Raw genomic sequence first — 12,318 nt, 5'->3', positions numbered from 1 at the left:
ACATCGTCCGGCATCAATCCCTTTGAGCGGCCCGTAGCTTTCCTCCTTACGGCCACTTGAGGAATACAACGATGAAGCAATGTCTTATCCAGATTCTGCTTGCCACTCTGGCAACTCTGACCCTGCAAGGCTGTGCCTCGCCACAGGAATCAAGACAGATAGAGCGCAATCTGTTGCTCGAAAGCACCACGTCGTGGGATGGGACCTCCTATTCAAACTACCCCGACGCCAAACCCGAACTGTCGGTGCTCCGGCTCAGTATTCCTGCCAACACACAGCTCCAGTGGCACACTCACCCTATTCCCAACGCTGCCTACATTCTCTCCGGCGAACTGACTATCGAAAGCAGGGACGATGGCCGCAGCAAACGTTTTAAACAGGGAGAAGCCGTCGCTGAAATGGTGAACCGCAGTCATCGCGGGATCACTGGAGACAAACCTGTGGAGCTGGTTGTGTTCTATGCTGGCGGCGAGGGTATTCCATTGTCGGAGTGATATCCGCTACTCACAGGACGTCCGAATGCGGCCATTGCTGCCAATTCTGTTGCTGGCTTGCGCGTACGACGCGTCAGCGCAGATCTACAAATACACCGACGCCAACGGCAACACGGTCTACAGCGATCACTCGCCGGACGGCGTGAAGGCGCAGCCGGTGGAGTTGCCGCCGCTCAACAGCGTCCAGCCTCAGGCACCGAGCGCGCCGTCGTCGGACACGGCCAGCCGGGCGCCTGCGCGCAATGCCTATGACGTGCTGGAACTGACCGGCCTGCCCACCGAAGAGGCCCTGCGCGCCAACAACGGCACGTTCACCGTCAGCGTGCAGATCAAGCCGCGCCTGCAACCGCCGCACCAACTGCGCCTGCTGCTGGACGACGCGCCTTATGGCCAGCCGAGCAACGTGCCGATCCTGCAACTGGTGAACGTCGACCGGGGTGAGCATCGGCTGGCGGTTCAGGTGATCGATGGCGAGGCGATCATTCAACAGAGTCCGGCAGTGGTCTTCACTGTGCAGCGAGTGCACAAGCCGTGACTCGCGGACTGATCGCTGCGTGTCTGGCCCTGTTCGCGCTCGGTGCGTCCGCCGAAGTCTTCACTTATGTCGATGCGCAGGGCAATCGCGTCTACACCGATCAACCCCGAGGCAACGCCAAGCGTGTGCCGCTGGCCACCAGCAATCGCATGGCCTCCAACCCGACCGGGGCGGCGCCCATCACCACGGCCAAAAAATCACCGGAGCAACCGCTGTTCCGCTACGACATGCTGCGGGTGCTGGTACCCGAGCCGGACGCCACCATTCGCAGCAGCGCCGGCGAGCTGATCGTCAGCGTCACCAGCGAACCCGGCCTGCAAAAGGGACATCGCTATCGCCTGCTGCTGGATGGCCAGGCCACCGGCGAACCCGGCCTGAGCCCGGTGTTTCCACTGAACAATATCGATCGCGGCAGTCACAGTCTGTCAGTAGAGATCCTCGATGCACAGGATCGCATCGTCGAACGAACGGCCAATCAACCGTTCCACATGCAGCGCATTTCGCTGGCACAAAAGCGCCAGGTCAAACCCTGCACCACCGATGACTACGGCGTTCGACCGGAATGCCCGCTGAAAGACAAACCCGCCGAACCGAAAAATCCCTTCCTGCGTTTCTTTTAGCGCCGTTCAGCTTTGCGCACTATATTGGTGCAACAGTCTGCACCGTACCCACAATCCAACCCATTTTGGTTCGAAAGTACCCGCGAGGGCCGGCCAATCGCTGCGCAAACGGGCGTCAAACGCCTGTTTCAGGCGCCGAACGCTTCTTTTCGGAGCCTTGGTTTGGTTTTTGCATTTTCCTCGCACCGGCGCTTGGTTTCTTGCGCACGCCTTGCTCCAAAAGAGGTCCTGATGACCATAAGCGACGCACTCCACCGTTTGCTGCTCGACAACCTGACCACCGCCACCATCCTGCTCGATGCCGAATTGCGCCTCGAGTACATGAACCCGGCGGCGGAGATGCTGCTGGCCATCAGTGGTCAGCGCAGCCATGGGCAGTTCATCAGCGAGCTGTTTACCGAATCCACCGAAGCGCTCAACTCGTTGCGCCAGGCGGTTGAACAGGCGCACCCGTTCACCAAGCGTGAAGCGATGCTCACCGCCCTCACCGGCCAGACCCTGACGGTGGATTACGCGGTGACGCCCATCCTCAGCAATGGCGCGACCCTGCTGTTGCTGGAGGTTCACCCTCGCGACCGCCTGCTGCGGATCACCAAGGAAGAGGCGCAACTGTCCAAGCAGGAAACCAGCAAGATGCTGGTGCGCGGCCTCGCCCACGAGATCAAGAACCCGCTGGGCGGCATCCGTGGCGCCGCGCAATTGCTGGCCCGGGAGCTACCGGAAGACAGCCTGCGCGACTACACCAACGTGATCATCGAAGAAGCCGACCGCCTGCGCAATCTGGTCGACCGCATGCTCGGCTCGAACAAACTGCCGTCGCTGGCCCTGTGCAACGTCCACGAAGTGCTGGAGCGCGTCTGCCAACTGGTCGAGGCCGAAAGCCAGGGCTGCATCACGCTGGTGCGCGATTACGACCCGAGTATTCCCGACGTACTGATCGACCGTGAACAAATGATTCAGGCCGTGCTGAACATCGTGCGCAACGCCATGCAAGCGATCAGCAGCCAGAACGAGCTGCGCCTGGGCCGCATCAGCCTGCGCACCCGCGCCATGCGCCAATTCACCATCGGCCATATCCGCCATCGCCTGGTGACCAAGATCGAGATCATCGACAACGGCCCGGGGATTCCGGCGGAACTCCAGGAAACCATTTTCTTTCCCATGGTCAGCGGCCGTCCGGACGGTACCGGACTCGGCCTGGCCATCACCCAGAACATCATCAGCCAGCACCAGGGCCTGATCGAGTGTGACAGCCACCCAGGCCACACCACGTTCTCGATCTTTCTGCCACTGGAACAAGGAGCCACATCGACATGAGCCGTAGTGAAACCGTGTGGATCGTCGATGACGACCGTTCTATCCGTTGGGTTCTGGAAAAAGCCCTGCAACAGGAAGGCATGACCACCCAGAGCTTCGACAGTGCCGATGGCGTGATGAGCCGCCTGGCCCGCCAGCAGCCGGACGTGATCATCTCCGACATCCGCATGCCGGGTGCCAGTGGCCTGGATCTTCTGGCGCGGATTCGCGAGCAACACCCACGACTGCCGGTCATCATCATGACCGCTCACTCCGATCTGGACAGCGCTGTCGCCTCCTATCAGGGCGGTGCCTTCGAATACCTGCCAAAACCGTTCGATGTCGACGAAGCGGTGTCGCTGGTCAAACGCGCCAATCAGCACGCCCAGGAACAACAGGGCCTGGAAGTCGCGCCAACCCTGACCCGCACCCCGGAAATCATCGGCGAAGCACCGGCGATGCAGGAAGTGTTTCGCGCCATCGGACGCCTGAGCCACTCCAACATCACCGTATTGATCAACGGCGAATCCGGCACCGGCAAAGAGCTGGTAGCCCATGCCCTGCACCGCCACAGCCCGCGTGCGGCCTCCCCGTTCATTGCGCTGAACATGGCGGCGATTCCGAAAGACCTGATGGAGTCCGAGCTGTTCGGCCACGAGAAAGGCGCGTTCACCGGCGCAGCGAACCTTCGTCGCGGACGTTTCGAGCAAGCTGACGGCGGCACGCTGTTCCTCGATGAAATCGGCGACATGCCGGCGGACACCCAGACCCGGCTGCTGCGGGTATTGGCCGATGGCGAGTTCTATCGCGTCGGCGGGCATGTGCCGGTCAAGGTTGATGTGCGGATCATCGCCGCGACTCACCAGAATCTGGAAACCCTGGTCCACGCCGGGAAATTCCGTGAGGACTTGTTCCACCGCCTCAACGTGATCCGCATCCACATCCCGCGCCTGTCGGACCGTCGCGAAGACATCCCGACCCTGGCCAAGCACTTCCTCAGCCGCGCCGCGCAAGAGCTGGCGGTCGAGCCGAAGCTGCTGAAAAGCGAGACCGAGGAATACCTGAAAAACCTGCCGTGGCCGGGCAACGTGCGTCAGCTGGAAAACACTTGCCGCTGGATCACGGTGATGGCGTCGGGGCGCGAAGTTCACATCGGCGACCTGCCACCGGAACTGCTGAGCCTGCCTCAGGATTCAGCGCCGGTGACCAACTGGGAACAGGCGCTGCGCCAGTGGGCCGATCAGGCGCTCGCACGCGGTCAGTCGAGCCTGCTCGACAGCGCGGTGCCGGCGTTCGAGCGGATCATGATCGAGACCGCCTTGAAGCACACCGCCGGACGTCGTCGCGACGCGGCCGTGCTGCTGGGCTGGGGCCGGAACACCTTGACCCGCAAGATCAAGGAACTTGGCATGAAGGTCGATGGCGGGGATGACGATGAGGGCGATGAAGGCTGAGCTTCGGCGCCAGCCTGCACCGCCGCAAGGCAGCGTGACCCTTAATCGGGCACGGCCACTGGCTCAGGTTTGTCCTGTAAACCGCTGAAAATCCCACCCTGTGAAAAGACGAAGGCCCCGTATTACGGGGCCTTCGTCATTGTGTCGGGCTTTTTTGTTTCAAAACGATAAAAACTGGCACGCCCCCTGCAATAACCCAATCAGGTGATTCGATTCACCCACCCTTTCGGGGGCCTTGGTACAGGCAGGCCGGGGATTCCCCTCTTTACACCAGGCTCACACCACAAACGTGATGAGCCCACCCTTTTGGGGCCCTTGATACAGGCAGGTCAGGGGTTCCCTCTTTACACCGGCTCAGAACGCGATGCGATGAGCCCGCCCGTTTCGGGAACCTTGGTACAGGCAGGCCGGGGATTCCCTCTTTTATTGCTCCCGGAGATGGATCTCCAGCCGCCAGCGGTCATCGACCGCCTGGCCGGCCCAGTCGCCCTGCAGCGGCCGCGCCGCCACCAGCGTCAGCAACAATCCCCCGTCACTCAAACGCGTCCGCCAGTTCACGTCCTTGCCGTTGAGCTTGAGCTGACCTTTCTGCGCCTTGCCTTCGGCCTCGAACAGCAACGCGATGCTGCCATCGACGATCTCGCCATGCAGCTTCGGCTCATTGTTGAACCAGACCGCCAGACCACCCTCGATCACTTCGACCTGCTGCAAAACGCTTGGGTCGGGGGTGGTCAAACGGCCGATCATCATTCCGACCATCAGGCCGAAAATTGCCAGCGACCCCATGACTCGCGGGAATAGTTTCGAACGCGGGTCGGCTGGCGGCGTAGAATGCGCGTCATCTTTACCTTCGGAGCCGTGCATGTTTCACGTCATCCTTTTTCAACCGGAAATTCCACCGAACACCGGTAACGTTATCAGGCTGTGCGCCAACAGCGGCTGCCACCTGCATTTGATCGAACCGCTGGGCTTCGAGATGGACGACAAGCGGCTGCGTCGCGCCGGTCTCGACTATCACGAGTATGCCACTCTGCAACGCCACGCCGACCTCGCCAGTTGCCTGGAAAGCCTCGGCCATCCGCGGCTGTTCGCCTTCACCACCAAGGGTTCGCGGCCGTTTCACGATGCCGCGTTCGTCCCGGGCGATGCGTTCATCTTCGGCCCGGAAAGCCGTGGCCTGCCGCCGGAAGTGCTCGACGCCCTGCCCGCCGAACAGCGCCTGCGTCTGCCGATGCGCGAAGGCTGCCGCAGCTTGAACCTGTCCAACACCGTAGCAGTGGCCGTGTACGAAGCGTGGCGGCAGAACGACTTCAAGTAACACCCGAAAACAACTGTGGGAGCGAGCCTGCTCGCGATAGCGGTGCGTCAGACGACATCGATGTCATCTGACCCTCCGTAATCGCGAGCAGGCTCGCTCCCACATTGGGTGGAGCCAGACCGCTTACTGAACGGTCGGAGTCTCGCCGGCTTCCTGCATGCGCTGCAGCTCTTGCGCGTACAGGGCGTCGAAGTTCACCGGGGCCAGCATCAGGGCCGGGAACGAACCACGGGTCACCAGGCTGTCCAGGGTTTCGCGAGCATACGGGAACAGGATGTTCGGGCAGAACGCACCCAGGGTGTGGCTCATCGAGCCCGCGTCCAGGTTCTTGATCAGGAAGATACCGGCCTGTTGCACTTCAGCGATGAAGGCCACTTCTTCACCGTTTTTCACGGTGACGGACAGGGTCAGCACGACTTCGTAGAAATCACCTTCCAGGGCTTTCTGGCGGGTGTTCAGATCCAGAGCGACCGCCGGATCCCATTGCTGACGGAAAATCGCCGGGCTTTTCGGAGCTTCGAAGGACAGGTCGCGTACATAGATGCGCTGCAAGGAGAATTGCGGTGCGGTTTCTTCTTCGCTGGCTGCAGTGTTCTGTTGGTCAGTCATCTCAGATCCTTTCTGATCTTGGGTCTTTTGGGTTCTTGGTGAGGTGCAGCAGTTCAGGCCTTGAGCAGCGCGTCCAGCTTGCCGGCGCGCTCCAGGGCGTACAAATCGTCACATCCGCCGACGTGGGTGTCGCCGATCCAGATCTGCGGCACGGACGTACGTCCAGCCTTCTGGGCCATGGCGGCGCGCACCTGCGGCTTGCCATCGACCTTGATCTCTTCGAAGGCCACACCTTTTTTCGCGAGCAGGTACTTGGCGCGCGAGCAGTAAGGGCAGTAATCGCTGGAATAGACGATGACGTCGTTCATATCACTTCACCAGTGGCAGGTTGTCGCCTTTCCAGCTGGAGATCCCGCCGGACAGCTTGGCGGCGGTAAAGCCGGATTTCATCAGCTCGCGGGCATGGGTGCCGGCAGTCTGACCCAGGGCGTCGACCAGAATGATGGTCTTGGCCTTGTGTTTTTCCAGCTCGCCGATACGGGCGGCCAGTTTGTCCTGGGGAATGTTCACCGCGCCAACGATGTGACCGGCGGCGTATTCCTTGCTCGGACGGATGTCCACCACCACGCCGGCGTCCTTGTTGACCAGTGCGGTCAGCTCGCCGGTACTCAGGCTTTTACCGCCGCCCTGCACCGTATGCGCCAGCAGCAAAGCCAGCAGTACGACGAAGATACCGACAAGAATGTAGTGGTTAGTGGCAAATTCAATCAGGTGAGCAACCATCGAAGGAGGTTCCAGGGCGTTAAAATGTCGGCCAGTATACACAGCCACTATGGTGGGCCAAACCCCGTCCGGCGGTGACGCCGCCGGAACTTCGCTTTAAACTCCAACTCCCTTTTCCATCGCCCTCTTCTTTATTAGCCACGAGTGGATTCCATGACTACCACGCCTAAACCTTTGGTCCTGATGATTCTCGACGGCTTCGGTCACAGCGACAGCCCCGAATCCAACGCCGTCTATGCGGCCAAAAAGCCTGTGCTGGATCGCCTGTGGGCCACCGTGCCGAACGGCTTGATCTCGGGCAGCGGCATGGACGTCGGTCTGCCGGACGGCCAGATGGGCAACTCCGAAGTCGGCCACATGAACCTCGGCGCCGGGCGCGTGGTGTATCAGGACTTCACGCGTGTGACCAAAGCGATCCGCGACGGCGAGTTCTTCGAGAACCCGACCATCTGCGCCGCCGTGGACAAGGCCGTGGCCGCCGGCAAGGCCGTGCACTTCATGGGCCTGCTGTCGGATGGCGGCGTTCACAGCCATCAGGATCACCTGATCGCCATGGCCGAACTGGCCTTCAAGCGCGGCGCCGAAAAAATCTACCTGCACGCCTTCCTCGACGGCCGTGACACGCCGCCGAAAAGCGCCGCATCGTCGATCGAACTGCTCGACGCGACCTTCCAGGCCCTCGGCAAGGGCCGCATCGCCAGCCTGATCGGCCGCTACTACGCCATGGACCGCGACAACCGTTGGGATCGCGTGGCCCAGGCCTACAACCTGATCGTTGATGGCAAGGGCGAATTCAACGCCGCCACCGCCCAGGAAGGTCTGGAGGCCGCTTACGCCCGTGGCGAGAGCGACGAGTTCGTCAAGGCCACCAGCATCGGTGAGCCGGTGAAGGTCGAAGACGGCGACGCCGTGGTGTTCATGAACTTCCGCGCCGACCGCGCACGCGAGCTGAGCCGCGTGTTTGTCGAAGACGGTTTCAAGGAATTCGAGCGCGCACGCCAGCCAAAAGTGCAGTACGTGGGCCTGACTCAATACGCCGCCAGCATCCCGGCCCCCGCCGCCTTCGCGCCGGGCAGCCTGGAAAACGTGCTCGGCGACTACCTGGCGAAAAACGGCAAGACCCAGCTGCGCATCGCCGAAACCGAAAAATACGCCCACGTGACCTTCTTCTTCTCCGGTGGTCGCGAAGAGCCGTTCCCGGGCGAAGAGCGCATCCTGATCCCGTCGCCGAAAGTCGCCACTTATGACTTGCAGCCGGAAATGAGCGCGCCGGAAGTCACCGACCGCATCGTCGAGGCCATCGAGAACCAGCGCTATGACGTGATCGTGGTCAACTACGCCAACGGCGACATGGTCGGCCACAGCGGCGTGTTCGAAGCGGCAGTGAAAGCCGTTGAATGCCTGGACACCTGCGTCGGCCGGATCGTCGATGCCCTGGAAAAAGTCGGCGGCGAAGCGCTGATCACCGCCGACCACGGCAACGTCGAGCAAATGGCCGACGAAGCCACCGGCCAGGCGCACACCGCGCACACCACCGAGCCGGTGCCGTTCATTTATGTCGGCAAACGCGACCTCAAGGTCCGTGAAGGCGGCGTGCTGGCGGACGTGGCACCGACCATGCTCAAACTGCTGGGTCTGGAAAAACCGGTGGAAATGACTGGCACTTCGATTCTGGTCTGATATCAAAAACGCCCTGTAATCAGCCTGAAACGGCTTTTTATGACGAACGCCTCAAAGCAGTTGGCTTTGAGGCGTTTTTTTTGCCGCGTGGGGCGGGCATACTAGGCCGTCCCTTACCCTGGTACCGCCCGCCCTTATGCTTCGCGTCCTGATCGCCCTCGCTCTGACATGCCTGCTCCAACCGGCCTTCGCTGACGAGCGTGCGCAAACCCAACAACAGTTGGACGCCACGCGTCAGGACATCGCCGAGCTGAAAAAACTGCTGGGCAAGCTCCAGGAGGAAAAATCCGGCGTCCAGAAAGAGCTCAAGGGCACCGAAACCGAGATGGGCAAGCTCGAGAAACAGGTCGACGCCCTGCAAAAAGAGCTGAAGAAGAGTGAATCCGAGCTGCAGCGGCTCGATGCAGAGAAAAAAAAACTCCAGAGCGCGCGCACTGAACAGCAACGACTGATCGCCATCCAGGCCCGCGCGGCCTATCAGAACGGCCGGCAGGAATACCTCAAGCTGCTGCTCAACCAGCAGAATCCCGAGAAATTCGCCCGTACCCTCACCTATTACGACTACCTGAGCCAGGCCCGCCTGGAGCAGCTGAAAAACTTCAACGAAACCCTGCGTCAGCTGGCCAATGTCGAAAAGGACATCTCCTCCCAGCAAGCCCAGTTGCTGGTGCAGAAAAGCGACCTCGACACCCAGCGCGACGCCCTCGAAAAGGTTCGCAAGGAGCGCCAGCAAGTGCTGGCCAGGCTCAACGACGACGTAAAAGCGCGCGACCAGAAACTGGCCGCCCGCGAGCAGGATCAGGCAGACCTGTCTAAAGTCCTTAAAACCATTGAAGAAACCCTGGCCCGCCAGGCCCGTGAGGCAGAAGAAGCGCGGCAGAAAGCGCTCATCGCCCAGCAGGAAGCCGAAAAAAAGCGTTTGCGTGAGGCCCAGGCCCGTGCCGACGCGGACTCGGACACCAGCGACGCCCCGCGAAAACAAGTCAGACCCACACCTGGCGCGCTGGTTTCCAGCAGCGGCGAGACGTTCGGCGGCCCTTTTGCTGCCACCCGGGGAAAACTTCCATGGCCGGTTGATGGTCGACTGCTGGCACGTTTCGGTGAAACCCGTGGCGACGATGCCCGCACCAAGTGGGATGGCGTGATGATCAGCGCCTCCGCCGGCAGCCAGGTGCACGCCGTACATGGCGGGCGCGTGGTGTTTGCCGACTGGTTGCGCGGTGCCGGGCTATTGGTGATCCTCGATCATGGCAATGGTTTTCTGAGTCTTTACGGTCATAACCAGACGCTGCTGAAGTCGGCTGGTGACGTGGTAAAAGCCGGTGAGTCCATCTCCACTGTCGGTAACAGTGGCGGGCAGGACACACCAGCGCTGTATTTCGCAATTCGTCAGCAGGGTCACCCGAGTGATCCGGCGCAATGGTGCCGCGCGCAAGGATAGGCGTTGAGTCACCAACTTTAGGAGTTCGTTCGACATGCTGCATTTGTCCCGTCTTACCTCGCTGGCCCTGACGATCGCCCTGGTGATCGGCGCGCCTCTGGCGTTTGCCGCTCAACCGGCTCCGGCTGTCGCTCCGGCAGGCACTGCCGCGACGTCCAAGCCCCCGCTGCCGCTGGAAGAGCTGCGCACCTTTGCCGAGGTCATGGACCGGATCAAGGCCGCGTATGTCGAACCGGTGGACGACAAGACCCTGCTGGAAAACGCCATCAAGGGCATGCTCAGCAATCTCGACCCGCACTCGGCCTACCTCGGCCCGGAAGACTTCACCGAGCTGCAGGAAAGCACCAGCGGTGAGTTCGGCGGCCTGGGTATCGAAGTCGGCTCGGAAGACGGCTTCATCAAAGTCGTGTCGCCAATCGACGATACGCCAGCATCGAAGGCCGGCATCCAGGCCGGTGACTTCATCGTCAAGATCAATGGCGCGCCGACCCGCGGCCAGACCATGACCGAAGCCGTGGACAAGATGCGCGGCAAGATCGGCCAGAAAATCACCCTGACCCTGGTCCGTGACGGCGGTACGCCGTTCGACGTAACCCTGGCCCGCGCAGTGATCCAGGTGAAGAGCGTCAAGGCGCAATTGCTCGAATCGGGTTATGGCCTGATCCGCATCACCCAGTTCCAGGTCAAGACCGGCGAGGAAGTCTCCAAGGCCCTGGCCAAGCTGCGCAAGGACAACGGCAAGAAGCTCAACGGCATCATCCTCGACTTGCGCAACAATCCGGGCGGCGTGCTGCAGGCAGCGGTGGAAGTGGTCGACCACTTCATCACCAAGGGCCTGATCGTCTACACCAAGGGCCGGATTGCCAACTCCGAACTGCGCTTCTCCGCCACCGGCAAGGACGAAAGCGAAGCCGTGCCGATGGTCGTGCTGATCAACGGGGGCAGTGCCTCGGCCTCGGAAATCGTCGCCGGCGCCCTGCAAGACCAGAAACGCGCCGTGGTCATGGGCACCACCAGTTTCGGCAAGGGTTCGGTGCAGACCGTGCTGCCGCTGAACAACGACCGTGCGCTGAAGATCACCACCGCGTTGTACTTCACGCCGAACGGCCGCTCGATCCAGGCCCAGGGTATCGTCCCGGACATCGAAGTGCGCAAGGCCAAGATTACCAACGAAGCGGACGGCGACTACTTCAAGGAAGCCGACCTGCAGGGTCACCTGGGCAACGGCAACGGCGGCGCGGACAAACCGACCGGCTCCGGCGGCAAGCCGAAAGCCATGCCGCAGGATGACGATTACCAGTTGGCCCAGGCCCTGAGCCTGCTCAAAGGCCTGAGCATCACGTCCGGCCGTTGAGGATGTCTTTGCGTTTCGTCTTTGTCCTGCTGTGCTGTCTGGCGGGTGCTGCTCACGCAGAGCCTGCCAGACCGACACCACAAAAAGCCTACCTGACACTGATCATCGACGACCTGGGGCAGAACCTGCCCCGGGATCGCCGCGTGCTGGCCCTGCCGGGGCCGGTCACCACGGCAATCATGCCCGATACCCCGCACGCCACCGAATTCGCCCGCGAAGCCCATCGTGCCGGCAAGATCGTGATCCTGCACATGCCGATGGACCCGGCCACCGGTCCATTCGCCTGGCATCCCGAACTGCCCATCGAAGAGCTTGAGAAGCGTCTCGACGCCGCGTTCAAAATGGTCCCCTACACCGCCGGCATCAACAACCACATGGGCAGCCGCATGACGGCGCAACCGGTGGCGATGGCTTGGTTGATGGGTGAACTGCAGCGCCGTCACAAGTTCTTCGTCGACAGCCGCACCAGTGCCCAGACCGTCGCTGCGCAACAGGCACAGAAGATCGATCTGGCAAGTGTTTCCCGGGACGTGTTTCTCGATGACGAGCGCACCGAAGCGGCGATCTACACCCAGTTGCAGACCGCAATCAATCTGGCGCGCAAACAGGGTTCGGCGGTAATGATCGGCCATCCTTATCCACAGACCCTGGCCGTGCTGGAGCGAGAACTGCCTAAGTTGAAAGCTCAAGGCATCGAGTGGATCGACATCAAGCAGATGATCAGCGTGCGCAGCAATCGCGCTACGACCGCGCACGGCAAAAACGGTGTCTACCGATAAACGCCCTGATACAAC

At 61.4% G+C, this 12,318-nt stretch carries 14 protein-coding genes; 10 read left to right on the top strand and 4 right to left on the bottom strand.

All coding sequences use genetic code 11. From position 1 onward, the window contains the following. Positions 1 to 71: 71 nt before the first annotated feature. From C6Y56_RS01690 to ntrC, 5 genes are all read left to right on the top strand, one after another. Positions 72 to 494, top strand: coding sequence for a cupin domain-containing protein (locus C6Y56_RS01690; protein ID WP_169428461.1), 423 nt, complete (start codon positions 72 to 74; stop codon positions 492 to 494). Positions 495 to 519: 25 nt separating this feature from the next. Next, entirely contained in the window at positions 520 to 1,029 is a 510-nt protein-coding gene (locus C6Y56_RS01685) for a DUF4124 domain-containing protein (protein WP_169428460.1), read from the top strand. Beyond that, positions 1,026 to 1,649 carry a DUF4124 domain-containing protein gene (locus C6Y56_RS01680; RefSeq protein ID WP_169428459.1) on the top strand — a complete coding sequence of 208 codons (624 nt, stop codon included), beginning with the start codon at positions 1,026 to 1,028 and terminating at the stop codon, positions 1,647 to 1,649. Before C6Y56_RS01685 ends, C6Y56_RS01680 begins: the two co-directional genes overlap by 4 nt. 231 nt (positions 1,650 to 1,880) lie before the next feature. Then, the gene (gene glnL, locus C6Y56_RS01675) at positions 1,881 to 2,966 is read left to right on the top strand and encodes a nitrogen regulation protein NR(II) (protein WP_096821967.1); all 1,086 of its coding nucleotides are present in this window, start codon (positions 1,881 to 1,883) and stop codon (positions 2,964 to 2,966) included. Beyond that, a complete protein-coding gene (gene ntrC / locus C6Y56_RS01670; RefSeq protein ID WP_056852210.1) occupies positions 2,963 to 4,399 on the top strand; it encodes a nitrogen regulation protein NR(I) in 1,437 nt (478 codons plus the stop codon). Before glnL ends, ntrC begins: the two co-directional genes overlap by 4 nt. Before the next feature lie 423 nt (positions 4,400 to 4,822). On the opposite strand, the gene C6Y56_RS01665 is transcribed toward ntrC, so the two are convergent. Next, positions 4,823 to 5,263, bottom strand: a complete 441-nt coding sequence (locus tag C6Y56_RS01665) for a hypothetical protein (protein WP_169428458.1) — start codon at positions 5,261 to 5,263, stop codon at positions 4,823 to 4,825. Between C6Y56_RS01665 and C6Y56_RS01660 the strand changes: the two genes are divergently transcribed. Continuing rightward, positions 5,262 to 5,717 (top strand): tRNA (cytidine(34)-2'-O)-methyltransferase, encoded by a 456-nt coding sequence (locus C6Y56_RS01660; RefSeq protein WP_041071426.1) that lies wholly within the window; start codon positions 5,262 to 5,264, stop codon positions 5,715 to 5,717. The two genes, C6Y56_RS01665 and C6Y56_RS01660, sit on opposite strands and share 2 nt — an antisense overlap. Before the next feature lie 123 nt (positions 5,718 to 5,840). Here the strand turns inward: C6Y56_RS01660 and secB are convergent, their stop codons facing one another. From secB to C6Y56_RS01645, 3 genes are read right to left on the bottom strand one after another with little or no spacing between them, the layout of a single operon-like run. Next, a complete protein-coding gene (gene secB / locus C6Y56_RS01655) occupies positions 5,841 to 6,326 on the bottom strand; it encodes a protein-export chaperone SecB (protein WP_169428457.1) in 486 nt (161 codons plus the stop codon). Between the two features lie 53 nt (positions 6,327 to 6,379). Continuing rightward, entirely contained in the window at positions 6,380 to 6,634 is a 255-nt protein-coding gene (grxC, locus tag C6Y56_RS01650) for a glutaredoxin 3 (RefSeq protein WP_169428456.1), read from the bottom strand. A 1-nt stretch (position 6,635) separates the two neighbouring features. Beyond that, positions 6,636 to 7,049 (bottom strand): rhodanese-like domain-containing protein, encoded by a 414-nt coding sequence (locus C6Y56_RS01645; protein ID WP_169428455.1) that lies wholly within the window; start codon positions 7,047 to 7,049, stop codon positions 6,636 to 6,638. A gap of 153 nt (positions 7,050 to 7,202) precedes the next feature. Here C6Y56_RS01645 and gpmI point away from each other — a divergent pair, with 153 nt between their 5' ends. The 4 genes from gpmI (at position 7,203) to C6Y56_RS01625 (ending at position 12,303) form a co-directional block, all read left to right on the top strand. Then, positions 7,203 to 8,729: a 2,3-bisphosphoglycerate-independent phosphoglycerate mutase gene (gpmI, locus tag C6Y56_RS01640; protein WP_169428454.1), complete on the top strand. Its 1,527-nt coding sequence runs from the start codon at positions 7,203 to 7,205 to the stop codon at positions 8,727 to 8,729. A gap of 136 nt (positions 8,730 to 8,865) precedes the next feature. Further along, positions 8,866 to 10,170 (top strand): murein hydrolase activator EnvC family protein, encoded by a 1,305-nt coding sequence (locus C6Y56_RS01635; RefSeq protein ID WP_169428453.1) that lies wholly within the window; start codon positions 8,866 to 8,868, stop codon positions 10,168 to 10,170. 34 nt (positions 10,171 to 10,204) lie between these two features. Next, complete coding sequence (locus C6Y56_RS01630; RefSeq protein WP_169428452.1) at positions 10,205 to 11,524, top strand: S41 family peptidase; 1,320 nt, start codon at positions 10,205 to 10,207, stop codon at positions 11,522 to 11,524. A 2-nt stretch (positions 11,525 to 11,526) separates the two neighbouring features. Beyond that, entirely contained in the window at positions 11,527 to 12,303 is a 777-nt protein-coding gene (locus C6Y56_RS01625; protein ID WP_169428451.1) for a divergent polysaccharide deacetylase family protein, read from the top strand. Positions 12,304 to 12,318: the final 15 nt, after the last annotated feature.

The sequence above is a fragment of the Pseudomonas fluorescens genome (genome assembly GCF_012974785.1).
GTDB classification, from domain to species: domain Bacteria; phylum Pseudomonadota; class Gammaproteobacteria; order Pseudomonadales; family Pseudomonadaceae; genus Aquipseudomonas; species Aquipseudomonas fluorescens_BT.
The sequence above is the reverse complement of the archived record's forward strand: the minus strand, read 5'-3'. Positions and strand labels throughout refer to the sequence as shown.